Origin of the sequence: Chitinophaga sp. YR627 (assembly GCF_900114995.1) — a bacterium.
Classification (GTDB): Bacteria; Bacteroidota; Bacteroidia; order Chitinophagales; family Chitinophagaceae; genus Chitinophaga.
In genome coordinates this window covers 182,882-209,203 of record NZ_FOUX01000005.1, presented here as the reverse complement: position 1 = coordinate 209,203, position 26,322 = coordinate 182,882, and the positions used below count along the sequence as shown (strand labels likewise).

Below are 26,322 nucleotides of genomic sequence, written 5' to 3'. Positions count from 1 at the left end.
TATGGATCAGGAGGAATTTGATGAGCCATAAAAACATAACTGCTTTTGTGTCTGGTGGTTAAAAGAGGGGAGTCCGGGGAAAACGGGAAAAAAATATTGGGTGGGCCCTAAGGCTGGTTCAAAGAAGAAAAACATTGATAATCATGGTGTATGCAGTTGTTTTGGCTAAATAAGGGGGCAAGAAGAGATTTTTTTTATCCCCATAGACAATAAAAGCTTTATTTATATATAATAATTTGTTAAATTGTTGGAAGAATAAGATTCATTTTATCAATAAAGCCAAGGCCTATGAACAAGAGAGTACTCTATCTGTTATTATTTGTCGTTGTTGTTGCTGTTTCTTCTATCTTCGGAAAAGGTGCAGATGCAAAGATTGCTAAAGCAACTTTTACAGAGATAGGATTCCAGAAAGATGCCAGTTACTATTACACGTTTTACATAAATCTTTCAAAAGAAGAAGTTACTTCACTCGCATATATCCAGGTACAGAATAATGCTACCGGACAGTTACTGAAATTGGATAATTTTAAAGGAGATGTTGCTTACTGGAAAGGTTCTCAGTTTATGATCAAAGATACTGCTACTGTATCTTTCTTCGACGGAGACAAACTGGTAACAAAGAAACTGATAGGCGTGATCGAAGGTGGTATGAAGATGTAGTACTACTTGTTATACTGAAAAAGGAAATGTCCTGAAGACAGCTTTACACAAGCGTTTTCAGGACATTTTAATTTCGGGTAAGTTATTTTTATAATTTCAGGGAGAGCTGTGATGCCGCTCCATTGGTATCTTCCAGCGACAGTAACGACGCTTTTGCCGGAAGGCCACCTGCGAAGCCGGTCAGTGAGCCTGACGCACCGATCACCCGGTGACACGGCACAATGATCGAAATAGGATTTCTGCCATTGGCAGCGCCTACTGCACGTACTGCTTTCGGTTTACCTATCTGATGTGCGATCTGTGTATAGCTGCGCGTCTGACCATAAGGGATGGTGGATAAAGCTTCCCATACCTCTTTCTGAAAATCGGTGCCGATCGCTGCGAGTGTTATGTCAAACGTATTCCGCTCACCATTAAAGTACTCCTGTAGTTGTCGTTCTGTTTCTATCAATACAGGATGCTGATCATGTCTTATATCTGCTTTCGGACGTACTCTGCCGGGATTGTCATTCTCCCACAGAATCGCCGCCAGTCCTTCGTCACTGCCGATCAGCGTAAGTCTGCCAACAGGCGTATTCATGTACTTATAAAAGTGCTGCATGACATCAAATTAGCAAATATTGCGCATCTCACCATTTTCTAACACTGTAAAATTATTGTTTGCGAATGCTTTCCAGGCCGACCTTTTTCAGCTTTTCATAATCCGCATCTTTAACACTTTTGTAGAATTTATAGGTCTTCCCGTTCCATCTCCAGACGGGAAACTCCATGCCTGGTCCGCCGATAAGCAGGTCCGGATACCCCTGACTGTTAGTAGCCAATACATCGGGCGCCATACCAGGGAATCCGAGATTTTCAACATATGTTCCCGTTGTATTTTTGATAAAGAGCACAACGCTGGAGCCGGCATTACCGGAGGTGAAAGTGTTACCAAATACAACAAAGATCTCTTCAGTACCGTCCTTGTTCATATCTGTGGCATACACGCTGGCGGCAAAAGGATAATCTTTGCTATCCTTATCCTGAATAAAAGGCTGTGATTTATCACCGGAGGGAAGAAAGCCCAGTCTGGCAGCGATCTGATTCTGCTCGTTCACTGTGAGTGTTGTTTTAACTGCTTTAAAGAGCAGGGCGGCAGTAGGGGAGAGTTTCCCGTTTTGCTGACTATGCAGCGCCTGTGCAATGAATAAAGGGATGATCAATAACAATTTTTTCATGATACTGTTCTTTATGTGATGCGCGATGGTTATTTTTTAGCAGCAGGGAAATGTCTGATTTTTTCGTCAAATACCACTATTTTTCCATTCACTATTTTTGCATCGTCGGTAATAGCCAGTGAATCTGCTTTCCCTTTTTTATCTACCCAGCTTTGTTTATACCATAGTGTAACCCATTCTTCCTGCTGGTCTTTTGATATAACGGATTCCCAGTCATCCATCTGAATTTTTACACTTGCGAAGTCGGCCAGGGATTGTTCCAGCATGGCGGGAAGGCTATCATGTTTAACGACCTTCTCGAAATAGTCCAGTTGCAGTCTGACGCTATCTCCGAAATAAGACGCACATTCTGTTACATTCTTAGTTTCCCATGCTTTCAGCATTTTCATGACAACCCATGCATTTTTCCTGTTACCCGGTTGCCAGTCTTTGTATGCTTCTTTTAACTGAAAAGGATAATCCGGTGTTTCTTCAGTAGTGGAAAGTGCCGGTGTACTGTTATCACTATGATTGCTGTCAGATGTCCTGACATTGTTATTACAGGCGACAGCCAATGAAATGCTGCAAAGCAGAAAAAGGAACGATTTCATGTTGTGGTATTTAAGAGGTGACAGATTTGTTTGGGTGCAAATGTGATGTGTCTGAAGGCTGACCGATGGAATTGGAGTTGTAGTATTATAGCCGTTCAATAATCGTATTCCCCATGCAGATATATTGAGAACTAATTGATTGTGAAGCTACTGAATTTACGCGGGACGAGGAAAAATATTTGCAAAGCCCGCTTGCTGATCATAGATTAAACAGGGACTCTGTGCTAAATCCACAAAATTTGCTTAAGTTCAGCCTTGAATTTAAAAATATCGTTATGCGTTTCAGACTCATATATTGTTTTCTGCTGATGATCAGTCTTCCGGCACTGGCACAGAAACCAAAGACAGGCTTAAGTTTTACCAGTAGCAAACAACAGCAGATCTCGGTGTATAAAGGCACCATTATCGTGAATGGCAATAAGACTTTTCATTTTGCGGAAGATAGTATCAACTATGCCAGCAAACGCAATCGCCTGGAAGAGGATAAAGGAAACGTATTCCTGTTCCTGGATGTGAAATCAGCTGCACCGAAGAAGAACAGATTATATATATTCAGTATAAACAATTCCGTGGCTGACTCGGTGATGACGACTATCAGTTCAGACATTAAAGACTGGGATCACGACGGACTGCTGGAGTTTGGTGGTAGTGAGGTGAGTGAAGCTTATCCTTCTGCTGATTCTGTATACTATGTTCCGGCTAAATTCTATGAGATCAATAAAGGAAAGATCGTATATGATGCCGAGTACACGGAGAAGATCGATAAAAAGGTGAACGGTACATTTATAGCTGATCCAATGGGCAAAAATGGCAAATACAAGGCCATTCCGAAGCCGAAAGGCCGTCCTTAATCATATAAGTCCGAAACAAGGCGCAGGCCCTTCAGCAGATATCTGCTGGAGGGCTTTTTGTTTTACGGCAACAGAACTAAAAATATCCTGGATTGTTATCAATCTGATAGTTACACAAATTAAATCTACAACTATGCCGAAATACGTAATAGAACGTGAGTTACCGGGAGCCGGCCGGTTGACCACCGATGAGCTAAAGGGTGTATCACAGGCTTCCTGTGGTGTACTAAGTAATATGGGCCCCCAGATCCAATGGGTGCATAGCTATGTTACAGGCGATAAGATATACTGTGTTTATATAGCCCCGAATGCAGAGATGATCAGAGAGCATGCACAGAAGGGAGGTTTTCCTGCTAATGCGATCAATGAGATAACTACCATTATTGATCCGACGACAGCGGAGTAGCGGTACACATGCAGGTTTTGAAATAGTTATATAAAGGCAAGGTCTGGAAATTAAGTTTTCCGGGCCTTTTAATTGATGGGGGTTATTGACGGTTGCCGCCTCTCTTTTGCCAGGCGTCAATGACCTGATCAAACTCCACATCTGTCTTTTCAGGTACCAGTAATGTAACAGGATTGTTCATATAGATAATCAATGCGATAAATATACAAAAGTTGTACAGATAAAGGCGACTGTTAATGCTATGCTAAAGCTGTAAAAGAGATTAAATCTTTTTGATTAAAAGCTGTCAAATAATCATAAAAACCAGCAATCATGAAAAAGGTAATAATAGTATTAGTTCTGACAGCCATGGTGCAAGTAGCTTCAGCAATGCCTCCAATGCATGGAGGTGGGTTCAGAGGGGGATTTTATCCCAGGACTACAGTTGTTGTAGGAGGCGGGTTTTATAATCCTTATTTCTCACCATTTGGTTTCTACTACGGAGCTCCTTACGGTTACCCGTATGCAGCCGCACCATATCAGCCAACCAAACTTGATATGCAGATCGCAGATATCAGAAATGACTATGCGGACAAGATCGAGTCTGTTAAGCTGGATAAAAGTCTGACAGGTAAAGAGCGCCGCGCACAGGTCCGGACCTTCAAACAGGAACGCGATCAGGCAGTGTTAGAAGCTAAAAGGAGCTATTACAAATCATAAAAGGGCGCAATAGTTTGAACACCGCAGGGGGGACCTGCGGTGTTTTTTATTATATGTCCGTATTAAGATTTAGCGCTTTCATTTCAAAGTAGCATTTTTCGCAAACAACTTTTATCCGGGCAAATGCCATTGACTTGTCATTCCATTCTCCTTCCTGTAGTCTTACAGCTTCACACTCATTACACCACGCCTGGAAGTCGTCATCTTCTAAAAGTTCCATGCCTTCAACAGTTTCAAATGCTTCTTCAAATCCTACTTTTGTTGTCGCATTGAGGTGCCTGCAAACAAATGCTCTTCGCCGATATTCATGCGTGCTGCATTTAACATACCTGTCTTTGATGTTTTTAGCAGTTTCGTTGTCAACAAATTCAGTAATGACTAAAAAGATCATTAGCTGTTTGTCGTTGACAGGCCTGTAAACTCCAATTCCATTTGACAATTTGGTTGCAATTGCTGCAAACTCCCAGGATTCAGCTTCGTTACTTTCAAATTGACCAGTTATTAGTTTTGGAAAGTTCGACCTTTCTCCAAACGATCTAACAAGTTGAGTCTTTTCTTTTATTTCGTCAGGAGTGGATGTATTGTCCCAGGACCATTTCCATGTTTTTGATCTTTCTGAGTAACTACCTACATCGAAATATCTAAAATTTAATTCCTTGTCGCCAGTTGAAAATGTTAAAAGACCAGTAGCGTGATTATAAAACCAATTCTCGTACCAGTCTAAATCATATTCGTTGGTAAGGTTATCCTGCAGTACTTTCAATTCTTCAACACATTTATCAGCAAAACTGCTATAATCAATCGCTACGGATGCACTTACTTTTTTGTTTTTTTTAGATGGGGACATTTGATATATAGATTTGATGGTAAACTACATAATGATTGGACAAATGATGATCAGCATAATCAGCCCAATTTTTCATGAACGATTTTTATAATTCTGATAATCTTGAGTCGTGGTCTATATCTTTCAAGCAGGTGGGGCGCCAGGGCTGTTTCCAATGCGCCATCCGGTCACTACTTATTTTTTGCTGTCTTCCATTGTTCATATTTTTCTTTCATGCAATGGCCACAGGGTCTATATCCATTTGTAATTGCTTCAACTTCATTTTTAAAAAACACGCGATTTTCAACTTTCATTCTTTTGCCTGAAGAACAACTAAGTAATCCGTAAATTTTTTCTTTCTTATATCCACCCAATGTTATGCAACATTTGCGAATTAAAAAAATGGCAGCTTTTCTCCTTTCTTCGGGACTGCTTCCCATATCTATATGGGCTATCATGTTATGCTGTTTGTATTGTTTTATTGAACCCTATGCTTTATATTATTACGGCCTCTTTAATAATCATTGCACGTTTACGTATAGCTCCCCAATGATATTGTCCCAACTCTCCGGTTGATTTTATTACTCTATGGCAGGGTATTAACATTGCAATGCGGTTGTCGCCCATGGCAATGCCAACTTCCCGGGCTATGTTGTTAGTTGCTTTTGCCAATGTCCCATAAGAGATAAAGCCCCCGGCAGGTATTGTACAAAGCGCCTCCCAGATCTTCAGTTGAGCAGGAGTTCCCTTTACATGCAGCGGAACCGGATTTGTATTATCGCCATCCAGATAATTTAGCGCAGTTTCTATATTTGTATTTTTCTCATTTAAGATTTGTGAAGCTGGAAATTCTTCCTGTAGAATTTTTTCTGCTTTGCTTTCATCACCGCTAAAGAAGGTTAAATAGCAAATTCCTTCGTCGGTTGAAGCGATAATGACCCTACCAAAATCAGTGTTTTCGCAAGAGTAGAAAATTGTGGGTCTGGAATTTTCGTCAAATCTGGAAAAGATTACCGGCATCCACGTTGGCCCGTTGTTGCCAGTAAATGGATTAAATGAAGCCTGACTTTTACCGTAGGTGGGAGAGAGTACTTTTTTAATTTGGCTGATCGTTTTTCCAGACCATTGCTCTAATAACTGTCTTTCTTCTTTTTGAAAAAGCGGACTTTGCTCAAACAGATCATTTTCAGATTTTATGGCAGCGACTTTATTAATTGCTGTCAGTATTTTTTTAAATTGTGTTTCCATGATTTAAATACTTTATATACCAAAGTTCGTGTATCATTAGACTGTGTACAACCCGTTAATTGCGTTGTTGCAGGTTATGATAATTGTTGTTATTATTTATTGCAGAATTGGCTGAGTAATGAATACTTCAACAGCATTTCCGATGAGGCAATTTCATCCACGATTGACAGATCAACGGTTTCGCCCCAGAAATGAGTAAACCAGCGGACTACAACTTCTTTGTTCAGTTCTTCTTTTGTTTTTTGATTTTTTAGATTCTTCAGTTTTTTCGTTTGATGAATCAAAAGTAGTCAGAACGATACTTGTGTAAAATCCGTTTCTTGCGATCTTGTATGGATACCAAAAATTAAATATTTCAGCAAAAAACGGGTTGCTCAGTTGCTCATTTTCGCAAGCTAAGAACAATAGCCCTATTCAAAAAAAAGAACCGGAAGCCAATGAATTAGCTTCCGGTTTTGGTATTCATGAAGATTACATTAGTTAGCTTAAACCTTTGATACAGCTTACTTCCTGATCAACAGGCTTTTCTCCGCTCTGGAAAATTTGTCACGCTGGCACGGGGATGTCAGCCCTATCAGCGATTAGCTGTTTCTTTTTCCTCATTCACATATTCCAGGATATCACCCGGCTGACAATCCAGGGCCCTGCAAATTGCTTCCAACGTACTAAAGCGGATCGCTTTTGCCTTCCCGGTCTTTAAGATAGAAAGATTGGATAATGTCAAATCAACTCTTTCAGAAAGTTCATTTAGAGATATTTTTCGCTTTGCCATCATCACGTCAAGGTTTACAATAATTGGCATAGCTTAAATTGTTAGGTCATTTTCAGATTTCATATCAATAGCATTCTGCAATATCTTTTCAAATATTGCGGCAGCAGTGGCTACTACGACATTAACAAAAGTCGTCATGATACACATGGCAAGAAAGCCCGCCGGATCGTCCTCTTTATCATGCGCTATCTTGATATATATTCCTGCAATCACAATTAAAGCACCCAGTATGATGGCACAGTACTTTATGCTCTTTAATGCCCTGACAGCATTTGATGAGAATACTTTATTCTGTCCGATATATCCAAGTAATCTGAAAGCCTTATATAGTGCGACAAAAAAGGCGATCGAGGCCGCGTATCCATATAAGATGAACCCGTTAAAGTAAATGCTGAATAAGTCCAGGTTCGCGGCTCTGCCTTCAGTCATAGGAAATCGGATCAAAAGGATAAGTGCCACGATGCCGATCAGCACGAGGACTGCCTGAAGAAATATGATAGATATTTTTTTCATGATGATTGTAGGGATTTGAGATTTTATACTGCAAACGTAATAAATATTTATTGATAAACAATAAATATTTAGTGTTTTTAAGAAAACAGCATTTCTATCGCCCAAAAAGCCAACGGCGCCATTTGAAGACAAATGGCGCCGTTTGGTATCAAAATTTTATAATTCTATTTTACTTCTCCATAACGATATACGCAGGATATGACGTTTTATTCGGCAGGTCAAATGTCTCGTCGTAAGGCTGTGTGCCCGTTCCATTATTATATGACGCTACGCGATTTACGCCGGTCGCTGTACTGCCACCTGTGCCATTGATAACATTTAAGATATTACCTGGACCTGCAAAACGGGTAGTACACATTTTTTCCAGTATTACATTCGGGCTATTCGGTATCTCAAAGCCATTTTTCTTATTCACATTGCCATCAGTGCCCGTGAAAACTGCGTAAGACCCCATTCCTATACTATGGTGTTCTTTTACAGTATTAGCTACCTTGAATGCTGCATAACCAGGCACCCGGCCTCCCTGACTGCTCCAACTCGCCTGATTCGGAGCATCGTATGGCGGTTCATTCTGTAAGAAATAGGTCCTGCCACGTTCTCCCAGCCATAACACCTCATATTCCTGATAGTGTTCCGCAAACAGCGCGTAAAGTGTAACATCATTGCCGGTAACGATAAGGCCGTTTTTGCAGCGGTCTCTCACCCAACGTGCGTCTCCGCCACGCTGTGAACCATGATCCGCACGCCATAACCAGAAATGGTCACCCACTACATTATTACTGTTTATTTGCATAGACGCATGTATCTGAATATTCTTTGACTGAACGCCACCAACTCGGCAGGTAATGTCTGAGAGCAAAATAGGATTTGCAGCATGATCTGCTTTGGCGCCCTCGTTGCCGATTCTGATCTGATACGTAGTGCTATTGAATGAATCCATCAGCAATCCGGCAATGATAATACCGTCTTTGTCGTCAGCATAGATACATCCCCAGGTATTTTTTTCAGTTGGTTCCAGTGTAACGGAAGCGATCCCTGCACCCAGCAGGATGGCCTCTTTTCTGTTTACCTGAATAGGTGCATTTAACGAGTAATGTCCTGGTGTGAAAAAGATGTTTTTGCCAGCCTTCAGGGCCTTATTGATCTCTACATCAGTGTCGCCTTCTTTGGTAACATACCATTCAGTCAGCAGATCCTGCACTTTTCCTTTGCCCATATCTGTTTCTGACCAGGAAAGGCCTGCTCTGTCCTTTTGCCATGCCGGAACAAATACCTTGTATTCGCCATCACTATCGATAAAAAGGAAAGGTTTTTCTCTGATAACCGGTGTAGCAGGAACCGGAGAATTGGCATTATCTGCCTTAGGGGCATTAACGCAACCCTGCCAGACCATATTATACGAACCACCCATTGCACCTTCACCTGAAGGGAAAACGGTATTTCTGGTATACCATTGTTGTTGTCCACCCCAGTTTGGTCTGGAGGAGGTATAATTAGCGTCAGCAATGAAACCACCGCTTCCCCAGAAATTGCTATTCCCAATATCTGAAATGTATTTCGACGTACTTTCAATCTGCATTCTTCTTGCACTGGTTGACTGAGAAACTGTCCAGGAGAAATCCCGCATCACAGTTACATTCTCCATAGAACGCCAGAAGGTACAGGTAGCATTTGCGCCGCCGGAGAGGTGAGGTCTGGTGAATACAGCACCTAATTTTACAGCAGACGGTACTTTGCCCAAACCTCCGATGTGAGAATAGAATCCTAATTCTATTGCATTAGCAGCCGCAGATGATGCTGAACCAGATCCACCAACATCGTAAGTCTGACCATCAACATTAGCTTTGAAATAATACGCCTGACGCTTTGTTGTCCATTCTCCATTAGGTCCGCCCAGACCAATAGAGCTAAAATGCGCGTTTATTTCATTGCGTGCAGTACCAGCGTTTTCATACTTCCTATCATAGAAATACATATTGCTGCCAAAAATCTGCTTCTCCAGCGAAACGATGATTGTTATCGAGTCACGGGTGATTTTATAATAGTTTTCGTACTTGTCTGTATTGGGCTTATTATCTGTAAATGTCAATCTGGAAGTAGACCCCACCTGCACAAAATCTGCTGCCAGACGACTACCACCTCTTGTAATCACATAATTTCCTGAAGCGCCGAATGCTGACCAGGATAAGGTGATACTATGTTTCTTTTTGTTGTAAACAATCCTGTCCACTATCTGATGCGCCTGTTTTTTTCCATCAGATGAATAGGAGGGTACAAAACTGCATAGCATCAACAGAAGCGTAAATGCTGTAAACGTGGAAATTGCCTTTGTGCACATAAGAATATTCTTGTTTGATAATTGCTATTGTTTGTTACAATATTAGGTTTTTAGGTCTCACAAGATGGCAAATAATCCTTTAACCTATGGTATATCCGCCGCTTTATTTCCAAATTTTTTTGATCAGGCTTTGTGGCGGTCAATTTTTTTTTTGAAAGTCTAGTCACTATCTTACCGCCCATTACAGGTCATAAATTAGAAAGAACAATGAAATTGTTATTTACTTCTTTCGCTATAGCAACGCTATTCGGCGGAACTGCTTTTGCTCAAACGAATCAAAATGCTTACCAACAAGGGAGTCCGGCATCAGGACAGACTGTAACGTTGCCTGCGATCTTTCCTGCACCCGTATCAATCGAGTTAGGAAAGGGCGCTTTTGCATTGGGTAAGTCTGTTAGCCTGATTGTGCCATCAGGTACTGACACGGCGAGTGTGAGTCTGGTGCGCAGGTTATTAACGTCAGCCGGAGTGGAAACGATTACGACAGCAAAACAACTGCCACCGGTATTGGATCGCCCTTATATCGTCCTTGGTACTACAGACGGAGCAATTGTACAATCAGCGCTTAAAAGGCAAGGGATCGTACCTGAAAATAACATTGAGGGTTATACGGTTTCAAGTGAGATAGCAAACAATGGTGTGCTGATCACGCTGGCCAGCCATGACGCAGATGGTTTGTTTCATGCGGTGCAAACTTTCCGTCAATTGCTGACACGTCCGTTTATTCCCACGCTTGTTATCCGGGATCACCCTGCAATGCCCATCCGTGGGACAATTGAAGGCTTTTACGGGAAACCATGGTCAATGACAGACCGGGAAAAGCATCTCAACTTCCTGGCGACTGTCAAAGCCAATACCTATGTGTATAGCCCTAAAGACGATCCTTATGCAAGGGATCGCTGGAGAGATGCTTATCCGGATGCGACTTTAGCGGAACTTGGTAAGTTGGTGGCAGCAGCCCGGAAGAATTATATCAACTTTGTATATGCCATTTCTCCTGGCCCAACTGTCTGCTTCTCAGATTCAGGCGATCTTCATACGCTGGAGAGAAAGTTTAAAGCGCTGCGCGCAATTGGTGTACGTAGTTTCTACGTAGCACTGGACGATATTGAGTACACCAAATGGAACTGCGACCTGGATAAGGCGACCTTCGGCCCATCAGGAGCAGAAGCAGCTGGTATTGCACAGGCCAAATTGTTGAATCAGCTGCAGGCTCACCTGAAAGCTATTGATCCGACAGCGCCTCCTTTGATTATGGTGCCGACTGAATATTATGATGCCAAGGAGAGCCCGTATAAAGCAGCTTTGCGTAAGAATCTTGATTCACAGGTTGTTGTACAGTGGACAGGCACCGATGTAGTACCACCTGCTATTTCTGTTCCTGATGCACGTGCAGCAACAAAAGCATTTGGAAGAAAGACACTATTGTGGGATAACTACCCGGTTAACGACTATGGAGAATCTACAGGCCGGTTGCTGCTCGCTCCTTATTTAAAACGTGAAGCCGGTTTATCGGCAGAGCTGGCAGGTATTCTGTCCAATCCAATGAACCAGGAGTCGGCAAGCCGTGTTGCAGTAACCGGTGTAGCTGCTTTTGGCTGGAATGATAAAGGGTACGATGGAGAAAGGATCTGGATTGCTGCTGCCCGTGAACTGGCAGGTGGAGATGAGCAGGCAACAGCGGCGCTGCTGACTTTCTTTGATACCCAGCATATGGCGCCAACTTTTGGTAGTCAGCCCTGGCAGGTACAGGCTCCTAAGCTAAAAGTAATGCTGGATGGTGTACGTGATGCAATTGCGAATGGAAGTGATGATACCAGACATCAGGCTATTGCTGACCTGATACAACATGCGGCCGCATTTGCAGGCGCTCCCGATATCATCAGATCCGGTACGGTGGATACCGCGTTTGCGCAGGAAGCCCGTCCATGGCTTGATGCGATGCAGTTATGGGGAAAGGCACTTCAACTTACAGCGGCAGGACTCCAGGCTGCTGATCGTGGAAGTATAGCGGCTGAACGCTATTTCGCCAATGCTAAACGATTTGCAGCTCAGGCAACTGCGATAAGGAGTATTCCTGGTGCTACCCGTTTTGACGGTCCGATAAAGCTTGCAGATGGTGTGCTGGATGAGTTTATAACGAATGCACCTACATTCATCGGATTTACTTCGGGAGAGGGGACTGGTATTGCTGAAAAGTAAGGGTTTGGCTTAAATCATTTCAAAATATATTTTTAACAAAGGAGATCAATTGTTGATCTCCTTTGTTATTCTGCCTGATAGCTATTTTTCCAACCAGGTCAGATAATCTGCATTTGTTGTAAAATCCTGGAAATCCACAAAATCAGGCGATGTTCTTAATATACGCTTCACGATCTGATACGCTTCTTCCTTATTGCCCAGCTTTAATAATATCCTTACCTGGGTATCGATGACCTCACACCGGACATTCCCTATTACCAGCAAAAAGGGAAAAGTATCAGCAGCGGGCTTTATAGTACCTGCTACCTGTAAGTTACCATTTACCAGGATCAGCGTTTCGTCCGATCCGCTGGTTACACCCAGTGTTGCCAGCGTTTTTTCTGTCCATTCCTGGTCCAGGTCGCCGTCGATGGCAGTATTTCCATCCAGTAAGATGACGTGTTGAAATGAGGTTTCACCAAAATTCTCGAACTGTTCCAGGTTAAACCGAAGCGATGCTTCGTCGTTATTAATGAGTTTAGGTTGGGTGGATGATGTCATTGGTTAAAGGGATTTACTAATTTTTCAGCTGCGAAATTATTAAATGCAGGTGTCATGTCATTGAATGAATAGGTATTATGGCCTTATGTAGATGTTTTGTAGAGTATTAATACGGATGTTCATCTACAAATGCAAGCCGGAAAAGGAATCTGTATATGCGCTGTTTTTTAGTGGGATCCGCTTTACGGCCTGCAGGCAGGGGGATTGGTGGGGTATAAGTGCTTGATTTATAATTATATCCTCCGGAGGCGGTTTGTCTGTTTTTTTGTAACCCGTTATAGATGAGGTAATTAGGTAGATGTCCGGACTCAGGGTGATAAGGAAAGTATTATCTGACTTTCTATATATATGATATATGTTGTTTATATGCAGGCCTGTAACCCATAAGCAGAATGGCATAACGATCATTAGCAATAGTTTTATACCTTTGCATCCCAATTGAAGATTATGATTGAAAATTTGAAAGTAGGAATATTAGGAGGCGGTCAGCTCGGAGGTATGCTTATACGGCATGCTATAGACCTCGGCCTCAGCATTTCAGTAATGGATAAGGACCCAAATGCGCCCTGTTCCCGTTATACTTCTTCTTTTGTCTGTGCCGATCCCAAATCTTATGAAGATGTACTGGCATTCGGTAAGGGCCTTGACGTTATTACGATAGAAATGGAGGCGGTGAATATCGACGCCTTACGTGAACTTGAAAAACAAGGGAAAAAGGTTTTCCCGACACCTGATACAATTAAAGTGATCCAGGATAAGTTCACCCAGAAACAGTTCCTGCTGTCACACAACATACCGGTAGTGCCAGGTGAAGCTGTTGAGAATAGAAATGATCTTTACAAATACGAAAATAAACTACCAGGCTGCCTTAAAAAACGTCGTAACGGTTACGATGGCTATGGCGTAATGGTGTTGAAGTCAGGAGCAGATATTGCCACTGCTTTCGATGAACCATGTGTACTGGAAGAACTGGTAGATATCAAACACGAGATTGCAGTAATTGTAGCTAGAAATGAGCATGGTGCTGTAACCTGTTATGATCCTGTGATGATGGTGTTTTCTGAAGAGAAGTTCGTACTTGAATCTCAGGTAGCGCCCGCACAGTTAGCAGAAGGAATGCAGGAGGAAGCGACTAAGCTTGCAGAAAAGATAGCAGAAGCCCTCCAGCTTGTAGGTATTTTGGCGGTAGAAATGTTCGTTACAAAAGACAACAGAATTTTAGTGAATGAACTGGCCCCAAGACCACACAACAGCGGTCACCACACGATAGAAGCCAGTACTACCTCACAATATGAGCAGCTGCTCCGTGCTATATTAGGTTTACCATTAGGTGATACCAGTCTTCATTTGCCTTCATTAATGCTGAATCTCCTGGAAACTGCTGCACTGGCGGCAAACAGGGTAGAAAAACTAAAAGCCCTCCTGGAGGTACCGGGTGCACATTTGCACTGGTATGGCAAGATAGGAAGCAGAATAGGCAGAAAAGTAGGGCATGTAACCATCACCGGCAGCACAATGGAAGACATTGCTGCAAAAGCTGAAACCATTCGGAAAATTTTAAATTAATCAATATGAAACAGGTAGAAGTAGGCATTATTATGGGCAGCAGTTCTGATGCGCCTACCATGCGTCAGGCAATAGAGGTGTTAAAGAAATTCGACATAGGCTATGAATTTAGCGTTGTGTCAGCACACCGTAGCCCACAAAGAATGTTTGACTATGCAGCTACCGCTGAAGAGCGTGGTTTAAAGATCATCATTGCGGGTGCAGGTGGCGCAGCACACCTTCCAGGTATGGTGGCAGCTATTACTACCTTGCCTGTAATTGGCGTTCCTATTAAATCTTCTAACTCCCTTGATGGTTGGGATTCGCTGCTGTCTATCGTACAAATGCCTGGCGACATACCTGTTGCAACTGTAGGTGTTAATGGCGCCCGTAATGCAGGTTTACTGGCTGTGCAGATGCTGGGAATCAGCAACAGCGCTATCAGAGAACAGCTGGCAGCAATGAAAAAAGAAAACAATGAGAAGGTGGCCAAACAAAATGAAACTTTAGAGCAATAGTTTCAACAGGCAACGTCTCATGCAGATAATAAAGAAAAAGCCCGCTATCGTCGACAGCGGGCTTTTTCTTTATAGCATGTACCCTTCAACGTATTTCCTGGCCTCGTTTCAATGGCTATTAAAATCCAACTAATAGGGTTATATTAGCCATAATTACCATCCCTATATGACAACAAAATTATTTATATCAGCATTGTTCGTTTTGGTATTAGCTGCATGTAACAGTAAGCGTGTACAGATGAAGCCTCAGCCAGAGACACCTAAAGCATTAGAAGACAAAAGCTCCTATGAGTTTATTTCAAAAGGAAGAGGGTATAGTGACATGGTTGATGACCTTTACAAAGAACTTGTGAGCAAAGATACCAGGCTGCAGGAACTTGACGTAAGAATGGATGAACTGAACAGCAGCGAGTCAGATTCGACGGAGTCGTTTGATAAGTTCGATAGAAAGGTACGATCGTATTTTAGCGCGGTAGATATGAATATTGCTGCAATCAAAGACTCATTATTAAGGGAGAGAATGAAGCTTTTAATTGTCAGTAACCAGACAAAATACAAAGCACAGATAGCAGGACATAAAGAATTACTGAACACGATTGAAAGGAATAAAGCTGTGATGGCGGACCTTTATGTTGTTTTGAAAATTGTAAGAACCTTGCCGTTAATCGAGAAATACCAGAAAGATAACCTGCCATCCACAAAATCAATTGAAGGGTTTATTAAGCAACAGGACAGGGCAGGTAGTCTGTTAGACACACTGGTGAATAAATGATTTTATTACCGCTGACAAAACGCCGCCACAAACCGCTCCTGCGTATCCCGCGCATGCATCATTTCCTTCATCTCCATCGCGTCCTCGCAACTATCCACCCCTCCGGCTATCATCACACTTTCATAAGTACCTACGGGCGTTTTAATAACATCAAAATCAGCGTTAACCCGCCGGGACCACCTCCTATGATTGCTACTTTTTTATTTTCTAATAACATATCTTTTGAATTATGACCATTTGAAAGCAAATTTATGGCTACTTTTATAGTTAAAATGGCCATAATTGATATTAAAATAGTCGTAAATGAAAATATCAGTCACGGATAAAGGGGCAGGGATCACCAGGGAATTCGCGCATGCAATAGGAGCTGCTTTTCGCGGAAGATTCATCGATATTCCCGAAAACATGGGTACAGGATACATCACCGGATTTTCCTGGGGAAAGGAGTTACGCATGATGATCCGGAATTATTATCTGAAAGAAGACGTGTATATCGAGCGTACGAACGAACTCGAAGAAGGGCAGGAGGATATCGTTTTTCTGCTTAGCGGGATCTTTCCCTCGATACTACAGCCCGACGAACAAATATCGCCCGAACAGGCCAATATCCTTATCTGTAAACATGCGGTAACTTCCGTATTAACCATGCCATCAAACACGATGTTTGGCAGCGTGACAATCGCCGTTGCCAAACAATATCTGCATCAGCGTTTTGGAAAAATAGAACACCCGGTAGTAACAAGTGTGCTGGAAGGAAAAGATAATTTTGTATTCGAAACCGGCATCTCAACCTCCATCATTCATACCGCCAGTGAAATGCTGGGACAGCCCGTCCCGGAAGCCCTGGAAAGCCATTACTACAAATTGAAATGCGAGGAATTGCTGTGTCATGTATTTGCGACGCTGATGCAACGGGAAATAGTACCGGCCACCGGTATGCACATCGACGATATCAAAGCCATATACGTTATTAAAGCACGCTTACAGTCTAGTCTGGATGAACCGCCGAACATAGCAGCACTCGCCAAAGAAGCAGGAATGAGCGAACCTAAACTAAGGAAGCTTTTCAAACAGACCTTCGGAAAAGGTGTCTTTGAATATTATCAGTCGGGACGTATGCAGGAAGCCGCCAGACTGCTAAAAGAAAAACGGCTGACAGTCTCCGAGGTCGGCTACCAGTTAGGCTTCACTAACCTCAGCCATTTTTCACGGGTGTTTGAACAATACATGGGCACCAAACCTAAGAAATATTCAAAGACGTAGACCGCCACCCACGTTTTTCAATACTCCGTATGTTATTAACGTCCTTCAACGTCAACAGATAATCATACAGATGCGTAAGCTCATTGTCAGTCCGGTCTCCTTCAAATGGCCTGATATACACTGCATTCCCATAATTACTCCTTGACTTCTCCGGAGAATCATCAACGATGATGACCTGCTCCAGCCTGAACCCCTTATTTTTTACTTTGTCCAGCCGCTTTTCAAAATAGTAGGTGTCCAGCTCATAATCCCGTTTGATAGTACACTTGCTCTTATCCCAGATCATAAACCATTCTATATTATCCGGCGTTATCATTTTCACGATCTCCTCCACATATTCATTGCTGGCAGAACTCCATACGCCGATTGTAAAATGCCGGGATACATTGATAAGAAACTGTTCCAGTCCCGGACGTTTGTAAATATGAAACATATCAAACTGAAGATCCGGCGCAATTGCCAGGGGAGTAGTAGTCGCATGTATCAGCGTCTCGTCAAGATCCAGTAATAACAGTTTATCTGATTTATCAGGCATAGCATTCATATTTATTCACAGAAAGCAGGAGAGGGATTTCAGTGCTAACAACTACAAGTATACTTAAAAGATATTAAAAAACGCCTTCAGGTGATATACCTGAAGGCGCACAACACCTCATTATTGACTACGCACTTTGTCCACCATCGACATTCAGTGTAGCGCCTGTGATATACTTTGCATCTTCACTGGCCAGAAAAGCAACCGCCGCACCAATATCTTTCGGTTCGCCATACCGTGCCAGGGCAACTTCTTTTAGCATCTGGGCACTGAACGGACCATCAGCAGGGTTCATATCTGTATTGATCAGCCCTGGCTGGATAATATTAACGGTAATATTCCTGCCTCCCAGATCCTCGCCCAGCTTCTGGTATAAGCTGCCAATGCGGCCTTCGTCGCCGTGTAATCGCCAATACCCGGATATGGAGAGCGGCTGCCGCCGGTAGAGCCAATCGTAATGATCTTGCCGCCATCGCGCATAAACGGTAATACACTTCTGACAGTATGTGCAACACCGAGTACATTCACATCCCATTGACGTTTGAACGCCTCCGGATTTGCAGCACTGTCATCAACAACGCCAGTCACAAACACACCTGCGTTGTTCACTAAAATATCAATACCGGATGCTGCCACTTCAGTAATGGCCGCATTGATCTCTTCAATATTACCGGTATCTGCCTTGATCGCACTTGCTTTCACACCATAAGCTGTTACTTCTTTTACCAGTGCCGCTGCTTTCTCCGGTGAACTCACATACGTGAATACAACGTTAGCGCCCTCTAGTGCCAATTGTCTGACAATACCCGCTCCAATACCCCGGCTACCACCTGTAACCAGTGCTGTTTTATTTGATAATTTCGACATGATAATTGTGATTATAGACGATGTAGTAATTATTAAGGATGGAAAATGATGGAACCCGTTGTTCTGCCTGATTCGAGATCGTCGTGCGCCTTCGCTGCTTCCGCCAGGGGATACACTGTTGGCGTAACATTACCCAATATGCCCTGTCTTAAGGCGTCAAATAATTCACGGGTAGCGTTATCAATACTTTGCCTGTCCGGCAGATATTGACCAAGCGAAGGACGCGTTAAACTGATCTTTCTGGCGGCCAGGAAATCTGCATCAATAGCAGGAGCGCCGGAAGAAGTACCATAAAGCACAATGGCCCCGTTTTCCTTTACCAGTTTTGAGGATTGCTCATAGGTCGCCTTACCCACGCCATCAAAGACGGCCTGTACGCCCTGATTATTAGTAAAGGCATTAACAGCTTTACCCAGGTCTTCACTATCAAGCGCAATCACCAGGTCTACGCCATGGCTGGCGGCGATCGCCTTTTTCGATGCACTCCCCACCGTAGCAATGACAGTAGCACCCAATGCCTTTGCCCATCTGCTGACAAGCGAGCCTACGCCGCCAGCCGCTGCATGAACAAGTACGACATCGCCTGACTGAACAGGGTAGGCCTGTTTTATCAGCATCCGCGCAGTAAGCCCTTTGGCCAGCAGGGAAGCTGCTTCGTCAAATGATACATTGTCAGGAATTTTGATCAGCGCATCTTCATTGATCACCCGTCGCTCCGCATATGCGCCCAGCGAGAAATAATAAGCAACCCTGTCGCCCACTGTGAAATTGCGTACTTCATTACCAACAGCTTCTACCACACCCGCCGCTTCAACGCCAATTGTAGCGGGTAAATGGTGCACGGGGAAACTGCCATTCCGAAAAAGTACATCTACAAAGTTCAGGGCAATCGCTTCCTGCCTGATCAATACTTCCTTTTTACCGGGTTGACCCGGATTTTCACTGGTATACTCCAGGACGGACGGTGGTCCCTGTTTATGAATGCGTACCAGACTGCTTTGTGCTATTGTTTCCATGTGATGATGTTTTAATTTTGATAACCCAAAATTGGGACAATCGCAGGGCCTGTGAATTGACAAACGCAGTAAATTCAGCTTGACATTTGTCAATGCAATTGTGATCCGATAACTTTATGAGAAATATAGCTGCTGCAACAGCCGACAGTTGCATCCATCCGATATGAACTCACCAGAAACTTTATACGAACCGCTGTTTGCTTACATACAAGCCAAATCATCACTACAATTGAGTGACGCCGAAAAACTGCTGATAGAGCAGGCATTTAAAATAAAGCATGTAAGAAAACGTCAGTATCTATTACAGGAAGGCGATGTATGTAAGTATATGGCTTTCCTGGTCAAAGGGTCAGGAAGGATGTATTCAGTGAATGAAAACGGTCAGGAAAATATCATACGTTTTGCTATTGAATCCTGGTGGCTGGGTGATTATGAAAGCTATAACCTGCGTACGCCCTCGCTGTATAATATTGAAATGTCTGAAGATGCAGATGTACTGCTGGTAAGTTATGAACAGATGCAGGAACTGCAGAAAAGTGTACCTGCTGTCCACGCTATGATCAAAGAAATTGACCGCCAGGGGGCTATCGCTACACAAAAGCGTATCCATTCAGCAATAAGCCAGGGCGCTGAAGAACGGTATACACTGTTCGCCAAAACCTACCCGGAATTGCTTGCCCGCTTTCCTCAAAATATGATAGCCTCCTACCTGGGTATCTCTCCCGAAACCCTGAGCCGGATCAGGAAAAATACCCTGCATAAATAAATATCCCGGATGTCATCCCTGTGGTGTATCCAGGAACAGATGCAATGATTGGATCAGCTCATTTTCTATAATAGCGATATCCATACCCGAAGCAACAGGCACTTCTCCTGGTATGCCCAAAGTCCAGGAAATATACTGCACCTGATGATTGACCTTCAAAGGCTCCCTTAACGCAAACCGAAACGCCGGAGGCCAGTTTCCCTGTAAGGCAGTGATCAGATCGTTGATCGCCTGATAACCTTTTATCGCCGGACCTTCATTTGTTTCATAAAAGACAACGTCAGGGGCATAGATCTCCTTCATCACTTCCAGTCTTCTTTGCGCATCTCTGTCATTCCAGATCACCAGTAAACTGTCTTCCAGTTGTTTTGTAGTATTTGCCATGTGTGTTGATTTTGATGTCCCAAAACTAAGCAAGTACACAACTGTTGATGTTGATGTATGTCAAAAAAAGAACTTGACAAATGTCATGCAGTAACCGCCCCGTTTGAATTGCTCCTGAGATGACCTTTTAAACAAACCAGATTGACCCGATAAACCAAGGACCGGATCATTGGATCACCGACCTTTGTATCGTAAACATACAGCAATGGTGAACACAAACGAGATGAAAGGGCTGGAAAAGCCGGTTATATTCTTTAATAATTACGGCAGTGATTTTAAAGAAGGAGAGGCTTTCGTCACTGATCACATCTTCAGCTACATCCTATCCGGCACACAGGAGATCTGGTCCGGCAATGAAATGTATGTTTTCAAAGCAGGCGACTATCGCTTCATCAGAAGGAACCAGCTCACTAAATATGTAAAACGTCCCGGTCAGCAGGGCTTTCAATCTATTGCCGTACATATTGACCAGGGAACACTGAAGGAAATGGCCGATGTATATAATGTGTCTTATAAAACCCCTTACCAGGGAAAAGACGTCACACTATTAAAACAGGATGCTTGGCTGGAAAACTATATAAACAGCCTGACACCCTATTTAAATACAGCTGGTGTTTATGGGGAGGCACTTGTTGCATTAAAAGCGAAAGAACTGGTCTTGTTGTTACTGCAGACAAATCCGTCTGTCGGACAAGCATTATTTGACTTCGACGTACCCGGCAAAATAGACCTGGTGGCTTTTATGAATGCACACTACCGTTACAATGTAGGCTTAGACAGGATGGCTTTCCTCACCGGAAGAAGTCTATCCACCTTCAAAAGAGATTTCAAACGGATCTTCAATACTACTGCCGGCAGGTGGCTGACAAGAAAGCGGCTGGAAGAAGCCAATTTCCTGATCGCGAACAAGGGTAAAACAGCATCCGCCATTTACCTGGATCTAGGCTTCGAAGACCTGTCTCACTTTTCCTCCGCATATAAAAAGGTCTTTGGAAAAGCACCCTCCCAACGGTGAACAACATAACATGCAAGTTTAAATAAATCACATATCATGGATTACAAATTAGCGGGCAGGCGCGCACTGGTAACAGGTTCCAGCGCCGGCCTCGGGGAAGCTATTGCCATTATGCTGGCAGATGAAGGCGTACACGTAATAGTACATGGACGCAATGAAGAAAGAACAAACGCCGTTGTACAACGGATTATTGCAGCAGGTGGTACCGCGGAAGCCGCTCTGGGCGACCTCTCAACGGATGAAGGCGCTGATAAGGTCGCCAGTCTGGCATTGGCTGGCGGTCCGGTAGATATCCTGGTTAACAACGCCGGATATTATGCGCATACCTCCTGGTCAAATACCTCCTGTCAGGACTGGATGGATGTCTATAACGTGAACGTCATCTCTTATGTACGCATGATCCAGCGGATCGTTCCCACTATGAAAGGTCAGGGCTGGGGCAGGGTGATCAATATTGGCGGCGGACTGGGAATACAACCCATCAGCGATCTGCCACATTATAACGCCAGCCTTGCCGCACGTCATAATATGAGCGTCTCCCTCGCCAGACAACTCGCAGGTACCGGCATTACCTCCAATGTAGTGGCGCCTGGTGCGATCATGAACCCGGGTGTTGAACAGTGGTTGCGCAATGCGGCACCCCAGAAAGGGTGGGGGACCGATATCGCAGAAATGGAACGGAATGCAGTAAAAGAACTGGTGCCCAATGATGCCCGCAGGTTTGGCCGGCAGGAAGAAGTGGCCGCCGCAGTAGCCTACCTTTCCAGTCCTTATGCCGACTATGTCAGTGGCGCACTACTGCGTGTTGATGCCGGCACTGTTCGCAGTATCTAAACTGGTATATAACAAAAAAGGAGATCAACGAATTGATCTCCTTTTTACTACTCAACTATTCAGTTAGTTAAATATCTCATTCATCTCCGTTAAGATAATAGGCTTGCCGTCAGTGACTACAATGGTATGCTCATGCTGCGCCATATAACCGCCTTTATTGCCCACCATCGTCCATCCGTCACCCGTTTCTGTTGCATAGGTCGAACTGGTTGAAATAAACGTCTCTATCGCTACAACCGAGTTCTTTCTGAAGCGTCTTACATCAAAGCGGTTCTTATAATTCAGTAATTCACCCGGTTCTTCATGCAATCCTCTTCCGATGCCATGCCCACCAAGATTTTTAATAACTTTAAAACCTCTCTTCTTCGCCTCTGTTTCCATCAGATTCCCGATGTCCGCTATCTTCACACCCCCTCTGATGTTATCAAGGGTCTTTCTCAATATCTCCCTGGAAGCATCCACCAGTTGCTGATGTTTGTGAATGTCATTGCCCAGCACAAAGGAACCGCCATTATCTGCCCAGAAACCATCCAGCTCCGCTGACACATCAATATTTATCAGATCACCTTCTTTTAAAATGCGTTTTTCTGAAGGAATACCATGACAAAATTCATTATCAACACTAATACAGGTATATCCCGGAAAGCCATATGTTAAGTATGGTGCAGACTTCGCACCCATACTGGAGAGTATCTTCGCACCATATTGATCAAGCTCTTTGGTACTCATCCCTGGTTGCGCATAGGTCCTCATTTCTTTTAAGGTATATGCAACAGCCTCACTCGCTTTCTGCATGCCTATCAGTTCAGATTCTTTTGTTATTGACATATGTTATTCTCTGCTTTATTGGTATAAATACTTTAAGATCAGTTGGCAGTTGCCATATATCCTAAAGATAAGCGTTTTTATGGCTATTTAAGCCATCCCCGTCATCGCGACCCACCCCCACCATGTACCAGCATACACCCTGAACCGCTCAAACCAGTAACTTTGAACCGCTCACGCTAATAACCACGTCCTTATATCTGCAACTTTGCATTATAAAAAAGGAAAGAAATGCAAGATCAGACACTCGTTTTAGTCACCGGTGGAACAGGTACCCTCGCTATCAACTGCATCCTTCAGCTGTTACAGCAAGGATATCACGTAAGAACAACATTGCGCACCATCAGCAAACAAAATGAAATAATCAACAACTTAAAAACCAACGGTATCTCCTCCTTTGATAAACTGTCTTTCATCGAAGCCGATCTGACTACAGATGCCAACTGGGACGCCGCTGTGAAAGATTGCCATTATGTACTACACATCGCTTCACCAACACACCTGGCATCCTCCAGTGAAGCAGAGATCATCGGTCCTGCTGTCAATGGCGTCCTGCGTGTCATGAAAGCTGCACGGGATGCCGGGGTAAAACGTGTGGTACTAACCTCCAGCTTCGGCGCACTGGGATTTAGTAATAAAGACAAGCATACCACCACAACAGAAACATACTGGACCGACCCCAACGAAAAAGGCCTGTCCGTATACGAGAAATCAAAAGCACTGTCCGAACGCGCGGCCTGGGATTTCATAAAAAGTGAAGGTCATCAGTTGGAACTAACCGTCATCAATCCCGTTGCTATCTTCGGCCCCTTACTCGGCCCTGGTAATGCGCCGAGCTTCGGACTCCTGAAAATGTTGCTGGACGGCTCCATGAAAGCAGTACCGAATATCCCGCTCAATGTCGTTGATATCAGGGACGTAGCGGACCTCCATATCCGCGCAATGATCGCTCCGCAAGCTGCCGGACAACGTTTCATCGCTTCCGCCGATGGTGAAATATCTTTACCGGAAATCGCTAAATTGCTAAAGAACAGGATGCCGGCCGCCACAAAGAAAGTATCTTTAAAGCGCCTGCCTGACTGGCTGATCCGTATCGGCGCTTTATTCAATCCGCAGGCCAGACACGCACAATTCCTGTTAAAGGTGAACCGTAACGTCAGCAACGCAAAAGCAAGGGGAATGCTCGATTGGACGCCCATAGCCAATAAAGAAGAAGCCATCCTGGCAGCTGCAGAAACAATGATCAAATTCGGAACAGTAGTATGAGTATAAACGATGAACAGCCCTGCATGGGCAAGCCGGAACGCTTAATGGAACAGTTCATACCTGATCATGTATTCCTCTATGTGACAAAAGGAACCATATTCTGCTATGACGGCAACAAAAGTTATACACTAAAGGAAGGTGAATATGGCCTCATGCGTAAAAACTACCTCGCAAGATACTACAGCGAAAAAGGAAGCCCGTTTGAACGGATCATCTTTTGTTTTGAAGAAGCATTTATCAGAAGCTTCCAGGAAAAATATAAACTTACAATAAAACCCTACAGCCACACGGAAGCCTATGTCAGGATCACGCCCAACGATATGATACCGGCATTCATTGCATCATTAAAACCTTATACCAATAATGCAGGTAAAATCGACGCGGCATTTGAAGACATGAAGTATGAAGAACTCCTGATGATCCTGCTACAGCAACAGCCCGAACTGACCGGACTCTTCTTCGACTATGCCCAACCAGGAAAAATAAACCTGGAGGAGTTTATGCACCGCAATTACAAATTTAACGTCAATATAGACCGCTTTGCTTACTTAACCGGTCGTAGCTTGTCCGCTTTCAAACGGGATTTCAAAGCCATCTTCAACGATACACCTAACCAATGGCTCGTTAAAAGACGCCTGCAGGAAGCATATATCCTCATTGAACAAAACAATAAAAAGGCGTCAGAGATCTACGTCGAACTGGGCTTTGAAGATCTGTCTCACTTCTCCTACGCATTCAAAAAGCTATTCGGCCTGAGACCGACCGAAGTGACCGCCAGAATGAAGCACAATGCGTCGTATTAGTATGGCTGCGTGATGCAGACTACACTTTTTACAATCCAGGCTAACTTTTAATCCCCGTCTTTGCAGACCTTTGTATAGTGGATAGGGGATAGATCATCCTCCATCCAGGTACAGATGATTAATCTTAACTTAGTCTGAATCATGAAAGCAACACCTTCACCTATCATATACAGGAGCATCTCCGAATTCTTACGGGATCTGGATCTGCCTAAGCCGCTGCATCCGCTGATCGCCCTGGTGAACTATGATGCAGCGCAAGTCGGGCGTGATCTCGTTGGTCACAGCTTCATGATCGACTTTTATAAGATTTCTTTCAAACGGGACTTCAGCGGGCAGATAAGATATGGACAAGACTACTACGACTTCGAAGAGGGCGGCATGGCTTTTTTAGCGCCCAATCAGGTGGTCACCATGTCAGGAGATGAAAGCTGTCTCGATGGTTATATATTATTGTTTCATGCTGACCTGATCCGGAATTACCCCTTAGGGAAGACGATCCAGCAATACGGCTTCTTCACCTACGCAGTAAAGGAAGCCCTCTTCCTGTCAGACAAAGAAAAGAAGGTGATCGATGGCCTGTTTACCAACATCGCCGACGAACTGGACAACAATACAGATGCCTTTAGCCAGGACGTACTGGTGTCCCATATCGAACTACTCCTCAATTACAGCAACCGCTTCTATAACCGGCAGTTCCTGACACGTAAAGCCATTCACCACGATCTGATCACCCGGATGAATACCTACCTGGAGTCCCGTTTTGCGGACCAGTCAGGTGGTATACCCTCCGTGCCGGAAGTAGCAGGCCATCTGGAGGTCTCGCCAAGATACCTGACAGATATGCTCCGGTCATTAACCGGACAAAGCGCACAACAACACATCCATGACCGGCTCATTGAAAGAGCAAAAATGATCTTAAGCACCACCCGGCTGACCATCGCCGAAATAGCTTATCAACTGGGCTTCGAACATCCGCAGTCTTTTAATAAGCTGTTTAAACGCCACACCAACGTGGCGCCAAACGTCTTCAGAAAGTCCTTTAACTAATAAG

The 26,322-nt window shown here is 43.8% G+C and carries 32 protein-coding genes; 15 read left to right on the top strand and 17 right to left on the bottom strand.

Features of this window, described 5'->3' with window-relative positions:
• Positions 1-288 precede the first annotated feature (288 nt).
• Positions 289-660 carry a hypothetical protein gene (locus BMZ72_RS25810; protein ID WP_089812580.1) on the top strand — a complete coding sequence of 124 codons (372 nt, stop codon included), beginning with the start codon at positions 289-291 and terminating at the stop codon, positions 658-660.
• An 88-nt stretch (positions 661-748) separates the two neighbouring features.
• On the opposite strand, the gene BMZ72_RS25805 is transcribed toward BMZ72_RS25810, so the two are convergent.
• The 3 genes from BMZ72_RS25805 to BMZ72_RS25795 are packed head-to-tail and all read right to left on the bottom strand — an operon-like array spanning position 749 to position 2,467.
• Entirely contained in the window at positions 749-1,261 is a 513-nt protein-coding gene (locus BMZ72_RS25805) for a methylated-DNA--[protein]-cysteine S-methyltransferase (RefSeq protein WP_089812579.1), read from the bottom strand.
• Positions 1,262-1,313: 52 nt separating this feature from the next.
• Entirely contained in the window at positions 1,314-1,877 is a 564-nt protein-coding gene (locus BMZ72_RS25800; protein WP_089812578.1) for a hypothetical protein, read from the bottom strand.
• A gap of 29 nt (positions 1,878-1,906) precedes the next feature.
• Complete coding sequence (locus tag BMZ72_RS25795) at positions 1,907-2,467, bottom strand: hypothetical protein (RefSeq protein WP_089812577.1); 561 nt, start codon at positions 2,465-2,467, stop codon at positions 1,907-1,909.
• 275 nt (positions 2,468-2,742) lie between these two features.
• Between BMZ72_RS25795 and BMZ72_RS25790 the strand changes: the two genes are divergently transcribed.
• From BMZ72_RS25790 to BMZ72_RS25780, 3 genes are all read left to right on the top strand, one after another.
• On the top strand, positions 2,743-3,318 hold the full coding sequence (locus tag BMZ72_RS25790; protein ID WP_089812576.1) for a hypothetical protein: 576 nt from the start codon (positions 2,743-2,745) through the stop codon (positions 3,316-3,318).
• 133 nt (positions 3,319-3,451) lie between these two features.
• On the top strand, positions 3,452-3,724 hold the full coding sequence (locus BMZ72_RS25785; RefSeq protein WP_089812575.1) for a DUF4242 domain-containing protein: 273 nt from the start codon (positions 3,452-3,454) through the stop codon (positions 3,722-3,724).
• 312 nt (positions 3,725-4,036) lie between these two features.
• A complete protein-coding gene (locus BMZ72_RS25780; protein ID WP_143087789.1) occupies positions 4,037-4,423 on the top strand; it encodes a hypothetical protein in 387 nt (128 codons plus the stop codon).
• Between the two features lie 49 nt (positions 4,424-4,472).
• On the opposite strand, the gene BMZ72_RS25775 is transcribed toward BMZ72_RS25780, so the two are convergent.
• The 6 genes from BMZ72_RS25775 to BMZ72_RS25745 form a co-directional block, all read right to left on the bottom strand.
• Entirely contained in the window at positions 4,473-5,270 is a 798-nt protein-coding gene (locus BMZ72_RS25775) for a DUF6882 domain-containing protein (RefSeq protein WP_089812573.1), read from the bottom strand.
• Between the two features lie 170 nt (positions 5,271-5,440).
• On the bottom strand, positions 5,441-5,707 hold the full coding sequence (locus BMZ72_RS25770) for an Ada metal-binding domain-containing protein (protein WP_089812572.1): 267 nt from the start codon (positions 5,705-5,707) through the stop codon (positions 5,441-5,443).
• A gap of 37 nt (positions 5,708-5,744) precedes the next feature.
• Positions 5,745-6,497 (bottom strand): methylated-DNA--[protein]-cysteine S-methyltransferase, encoded by a 753-nt coding sequence (locus tag BMZ72_RS25765; RefSeq protein WP_089812571.1) that lies wholly within the window; start codon positions 6,495-6,497, stop codon positions 5,745-5,747.
• A 574-nt stretch (positions 6,498-7,071) separates the two neighbouring features.
• On the bottom strand, positions 7,072-7,299 hold the full coding sequence (locus BMZ72_RS25755) for a helix-turn-helix domain-containing protein (RefSeq protein WP_089812570.1): 228 nt from the start codon (positions 7,297-7,299) through the stop codon (positions 7,072-7,074).
• Between the two features lie 3 nt (positions 7,300-7,302).
• Positions 7,303-7,782: a DUF2975 domain-containing protein gene (locus BMZ72_RS25750; RefSeq protein WP_089812569.1), complete on the bottom strand. Its 480-nt coding sequence runs from the start codon at positions 7,780-7,782 to the stop codon at positions 7,303-7,305.
• 169 nt (positions 7,783-7,951) lie between these two features.
• Positions 7,952-10,120 (bottom strand): hypothetical protein, encoded by a 2,169-nt coding sequence (locus BMZ72_RS25745; protein ID WP_089812568.1) that lies wholly within the window; start codon positions 10,118-10,120, stop codon positions 7,952-7,954.
• Positions 10,121-10,327: 207 nt separating this feature from the next.
• Between BMZ72_RS25745 and BMZ72_RS25740 the strand changes: the two genes are divergently transcribed.
• Positions 10,328-12,322 (top strand): beta-N-acetylhexosaminidase family protein, encoded by a 1,995-nt coding sequence (locus BMZ72_RS25740; RefSeq protein WP_089812567.1) that lies wholly within the window; start codon positions 10,328-10,330, stop codon positions 12,320-12,322.
• Positions 12,323-12,403: 81 nt separating this feature from the next.
• Here BMZ72_RS25740 and BMZ72_RS25735 read toward each other — a convergent pair whose 3' ends face one another.
• The gene (locus tag BMZ72_RS25735) at positions 12,404-12,862 is read right to left on the bottom strand and encodes a hypothetical protein (RefSeq protein WP_089812566.1); all 459 of its coding nucleotides are present in this window, start codon (positions 12,860-12,862) and stop codon (positions 12,404-12,406) included.
• Positions 12,863-13,309: 447 nt separating this feature from the next.
• Here BMZ72_RS25735 and BMZ72_RS25730 point away from each other — a divergent pair, with 447 nt between their 5' ends.
• The 3 genes from BMZ72_RS25730 (at position 13,310) to BMZ72_RS25720 (ending at position 15,697) form a co-directional block, all read left to right on the top strand.
• Positions 13,310-14,428: a 5-(carboxyamino)imidazole ribonucleotide synthase gene (locus BMZ72_RS25730; RefSeq protein WP_089812565.1), complete on the top strand. Its 1,119-nt coding sequence runs from the start codon at positions 13,310-13,312 to the stop codon at positions 14,426-14,428.
• A gap of 5 nt (positions 14,429-14,433) precedes the next feature.
• Positions 14,434-14,925 carry a 5-(carboxyamino)imidazole ribonucleotide mutase gene (gene purE / locus BMZ72_RS25725; RefSeq protein WP_089812564.1) on the top strand — a complete coding sequence of 164 codons (492 nt, stop codon included), beginning with the start codon at positions 14,434-14,436 and terminating at the stop codon, positions 14,923-14,925.
• 166 nt (positions 14,926-15,091) lie between these two features.
• Complete coding sequence (locus tag BMZ72_RS25720; RefSeq protein WP_143087788.1) at positions 15,092-15,697, top strand: hypothetical protein; 606 nt, start codon at positions 15,092-15,094, stop codon at positions 15,695-15,697.
• A gap of 130 nt (positions 15,698-15,827) precedes the next feature.
• On the opposite strand, the gene BMZ72_RS36690 is transcribed toward BMZ72_RS25720, so the two are convergent.
• Positions 15,828-15,977 carry a hypothetical protein gene (locus BMZ72_RS36690; protein WP_177222936.1) on the bottom strand — a complete coding sequence of 50 codons (150 nt, stop codon included), beginning with the start codon at positions 15,975-15,977 and terminating at the stop codon, positions 15,828-15,830.
• Positions 15,978-16,000: 23 nt separating this feature from the next.
• On the opposite strand from BMZ72_RS36690, the gene BMZ72_RS25715 reads away from it, so the two are divergent.
• Positions 16,001-16,960 carry a helix-turn-helix transcriptional regulator gene (locus BMZ72_RS25715; protein ID WP_089812562.1) on the top strand — a complete coding sequence of 320 codons (960 nt, stop codon included), beginning with the start codon at positions 16,001-16,003 and terminating at the stop codon, positions 16,958-16,960.
• Here the strand turns inward: BMZ72_RS25715 and BMZ72_RS25710 are convergent.
• The 4 genes from BMZ72_RS25710 to BMZ72_RS25700 form a co-directional block, all read right to left on the bottom strand.
• Positions 16,938-17,495, bottom strand: a complete 558-nt coding sequence (locus BMZ72_RS25710) for an HAD family hydrolase (RefSeq protein WP_089813805.1) — start codon at positions 17,493-17,495, stop codon at positions 16,938-16,940. The genes BMZ72_RS25715 and BMZ72_RS25710 overlap by 23 nt on opposite strands.
• Positions 17,496-17,622: 127 nt before the next feature.
• Positions 17,623-17,790 (bottom strand): SDR family oxidoreductase, encoded by a 168-nt coding sequence (locus BMZ72_RS36850; protein WP_218155297.1) that lies wholly within the window; start codon positions 17,788-17,790, stop codon positions 17,623-17,625.
• Between the two features lie 11 nt (positions 17,791-17,801).
• Entirely contained in the window at positions 17,802-18,362 is a 561-nt protein-coding gene (locus BMZ72_RS25705; RefSeq protein ID WP_218155286.1) for an SDR family NAD(P)-dependent oxidoreductase, read from the bottom strand.
• A gap of 32 nt (positions 18,363-18,394) precedes the next feature.
• The gene (locus BMZ72_RS25700; protein WP_089812561.1) at positions 18,395-19,378 is read right to left on the bottom strand and encodes a quinone oxidoreductase family protein; all 984 of its coding nucleotides are present in this window, start codon (positions 19,376-19,378) and stop codon (positions 18,395-18,397) included.
• 163 nt (positions 19,379-19,541) lie between these two features.
• Here BMZ72_RS25700 and BMZ72_RS25695 point away from each other — a divergent pair, with 163 nt between their 5' ends.
• Positions 19,542-20,144: a Crp/Fnr family transcriptional regulator gene (locus tag BMZ72_RS25695; RefSeq protein WP_089812560.1), complete on the top strand. Its 603-nt coding sequence runs from the start codon at positions 19,542-19,544 to the stop codon at positions 20,142-20,144.
• Positions 20,145-20,156: 12 nt separating this feature from the next.
• On the opposite strand, the gene BMZ72_RS25690 is transcribed toward BMZ72_RS25695, so the two are convergent.
• The gene (locus BMZ72_RS25690; protein WP_089812559.1) at positions 20,157-20,528 is read right to left on the bottom strand and encodes a nuclear transport factor 2 family protein; all 372 of its coding nucleotides are present in this window, start codon (positions 20,526-20,528) and stop codon (positions 20,157-20,159) included.
• Positions 20,529-20,733: 205 nt separating this feature from the next.
• Here BMZ72_RS25690 and BMZ72_RS25685 point away from each other — a divergent pair, with 205 nt between their 5' ends.
• Positions 20,734-21,543 carry a helix-turn-helix domain-containing protein gene (locus BMZ72_RS25685; RefSeq protein WP_089812558.1) on the top strand — a complete coding sequence of 270 codons (810 nt, stop codon included), beginning with the start codon at positions 20,734-20,736 and terminating at the stop codon, positions 21,541-21,543.
• Between the two features lie 36 nt (positions 21,544-21,579).
• Entirely contained in the window at positions 21,580-22,377 is a 798-nt protein-coding gene (locus BMZ72_RS25680; protein WP_089812557.1) for an SDR family NAD(P)-dependent oxidoreductase, read from the top strand.
• Positions 22,378-22,440: 63 nt separating this feature from the next.
• Here BMZ72_RS25680 and map read toward each other — a convergent pair whose 3' ends face one another.
• Positions 22,441-23,205 carry a type I methionyl aminopeptidase gene (gene map, locus BMZ72_RS25675; RefSeq protein WP_089812556.1) on the bottom strand — a complete coding sequence of 255 codons (765 nt, stop codon included), beginning with the start codon at positions 23,203-23,205 and terminating at the stop codon, positions 22,441-22,443.
• 228 nt (positions 23,206-23,433) lie between these two features.
• On the opposite strand from map, the gene BMZ72_RS25670 reads away from it, so the two are divergent.
• The 3 genes from BMZ72_RS25670 to BMZ72_RS25660 all read left to right on the top strand — a co-directional run bounded on the left by BMZ72_RS25670 (position 23,434) and on the right by BMZ72_RS25660 (position 26,318).
• Positions 23,434-24,468 carry an NAD-dependent epimerase/dehydratase family protein gene (locus BMZ72_RS25670; RefSeq protein ID WP_089812555.1) on the top strand — a complete coding sequence of 345 codons (1,035 nt, stop codon included), beginning with the start codon at positions 23,434-23,436 and terminating at the stop codon, positions 24,466-24,468.
• On the top strand, positions 24,465-25,271 hold the full coding sequence (locus BMZ72_RS25665) for an AraC family transcriptional regulator (protein ID WP_089812554.1): 807 nt from the start codon (positions 24,465-24,467) through the stop codon (positions 25,269-25,271). The genes BMZ72_RS25670 and BMZ72_RS25665 overlap by 4 nt, the downstream gene beginning before the upstream one ends.
• 141 nt (positions 25,272-25,412) lie before the next feature.
• Positions 25,413-26,318, top strand: a complete 906-nt coding sequence (locus BMZ72_RS25660; RefSeq protein WP_089812553.1) for a helix-turn-helix domain-containing protein — start codon at positions 25,413-25,415, stop codon at positions 26,316-26,318.
• Positions 26,319-26,322 lie beyond the last annotated feature (4 nt).

Coding starts and splice junctions, on each gene's coding strand:
- BMZ72_RS25680 (WP_089812557.1), top strand. CDS start 21,580: ATGGATTACAAATTAGCGGGCAGGCGCGCACTGGTAACAGGTTCCAGC.
- BMZ72_RS25660 (WP_089812553.1), top strand. CDS start 25,413: ATGAAAGCAACACCTTCACCTATCATATACAGGAGCATCTCCGAATTC.
- BMZ72_RS25790 (WP_089812576.1), top strand. CDS start 2,743: ATGCGTTTCAGACTCATATATTGTTTTCTGCTGATGATCAGTCTTCCG.
- BMZ72_RS25685 (WP_089812558.1), top strand. CDS start 20,734: ATGGTGAACACAAACGAGATGAAAGGGCTGGAAAAGCCGGTTATATTC.
- BMZ72_RS25795 (WP_089812577.1), bottom strand. CDS start 2,467: ATGAAATCGTTCCTTTTTCTGCTTTGCAGCATTTCATTGGCTGTCGCC.
- BMZ72_RS25665 (WP_089812554.1), top strand. CDS start 24,465: ATGAGTATAAACGATGAACAGCCCTGCATGGGCAAGCCGGAACGCTTA.
- purE (WP_089812564.1), top strand. CDS start 14,434: ATGAAACAGGTAGAAGTAGGCATTATTATGGGCAGCAGTTCTGATGCG.
- BMZ72_RS25770 (WP_089812572.1), bottom strand. CDS start 5,707: ATGATAGCCCATATAGATATGGGAAGCAGTCCCGAAGAAAGGAGAAAA.
- BMZ72_RS25740 (WP_089812567.1), top strand. CDS start 10,328: ATGAAATTGTTATTTACTTCTTTCGCTATAGCAACGCTATTCGGCGGA.
- BMZ72_RS25810 (WP_089812580.1), top strand. CDS start 289: ATGAACAAGAGAGTACTCTATCTGTTATTATTTGTCGTTGTTGTTGCT.
- BMZ72_RS25690 (WP_089812559.1), bottom strand. CDS start 20,528: ATGGCAAATACTACAAAACAACTGGAAGACAGTTTACTGGTGATCTGG.
- BMZ72_RS25695 (WP_089812560.1), top strand. CDS start 19,542: ATGAACTCACCAGAAACTTTATACGAACCGCTGTTTGCTTACATACAA.
- BMZ72_RS25755 (WP_089812570.1), bottom strand. CDS start 7,299: ATGCCAATTATTGTAAACCTTGACGTGATGATGGCAAAGCGAAAAATA.
- BMZ72_RS25745 (WP_089812568.1), bottom strand. CDS start 10,120: ATGTGCACAAAGGCAATTTCCACGTTTACAGCATTTACGCTTCTGTTG.
- BMZ72_RS25710 (WP_089813805.1), bottom strand. CDS start 17,495: ATGCCTGATAAATCAGATAAACTGTTATTACTGGATCTTGACGAGACG.
- BMZ72_RS25775 (WP_089812573.1), bottom strand. CDS start 5,270: ATGTCCCCATCTAAAAAAAACAAAAAAGTAAGTGCATCCGTAGCGATT.
- BMZ72_RS25730 (WP_089812565.1), top strand. CDS start 13,310: ATGATTGAAAATTTGAAAGTAGGAATATTAGGAGGCGGTCAGCTCGGA.
- BMZ72_RS25700 (WP_089812561.1), bottom strand. CDS start 19,378: ATGGAAACAATAGCACAAAGCAGTCTGGTACGCATTCATAAACAGGGA.
- BMZ72_RS25705 (WP_218155286.1), bottom strand. CDS start 18,362: ATGTCGAAATTATCAAATAAAACAGCACTGGTTACAGGTGGTAGCCGG.
- BMZ72_RS25670 (WP_089812555.1), top strand. CDS start 23,434: ATGCAAGATCAGACACTCGTTTTAGTCACCGGTGGAACAGGTACCCTC.
- BMZ72_RS25765 (WP_089812571.1), bottom strand. CDS start 6,497: ATGGAAACACAATTTAAAAAAATACTGACAGCAATTAATAAAGTCGCT.
- BMZ72_RS25735 (WP_089812566.1), bottom strand. CDS start 12,862: ATGACATCATCCACCCAACCTAAACTCATTAATAACGACGAAGCATCG.
- BMZ72_RS36690 (WP_177222936.1), bottom strand. CDS start 15,977: ATGGCCATTTTAACTATAAAAGTAGCCATAAATTTGCTTTCAAATGGT.
- BMZ72_RS25750 (WP_089812569.1), bottom strand. CDS start 7,782: ATGAAAAAAATATCTATCATATTTCTTCAGGCAGTCCTCGTGCTGATC.
- BMZ72_RS25720 (WP_143087788.1), top strand. CDS start 15,092: ATGACAACAAAATTATTTATATCAGCATTGTTCGTTTTGGTATTAGCT.
- BMZ72_RS36850 (WP_218155297.1), bottom strand. CDS start 17,790: ATGAACCCTGCTGATGGTCCGTTCAGTGCCCAGATGCTAAAAGAAGTT.
- BMZ72_RS25715 (WP_089812562.1), top strand. CDS start 16,001: ATGAAAATATCAGTCACGGATAAAGGGGCAGGGATCACCAGGGAATTC.
- BMZ72_RS25805 (WP_089812579.1), bottom strand. CDS start 1,261: ATGCAGCACTTTTATAAGTACATGAATACGCCTGTTGGCAGACTTACG.
- BMZ72_RS25780 (WP_143087789.1), top strand. CDS start 4,037: ATGAAAAAGGTAATAATAGTATTAGTTCTGACAGCCATGGTGCAAGTA.
- BMZ72_RS25800 (WP_089812578.1), bottom strand. CDS start 1,877: ATGAAAAAATTGTTATTGATCATCCCTTTATTCATTGCACAGGCGCTG.
- map (WP_089812556.1), bottom strand. CDS start 23,205: ATGTCAATAACAAAAGAATCTGAACTGATAGGCATGCAGAAAGCGAGT.
- BMZ72_RS25785 (WP_089812575.1), top strand. CDS start 3,452: ATGCCGAAATACGTAATAGAACGTGAGTTACCGGGAGCCGGCCGGTTG.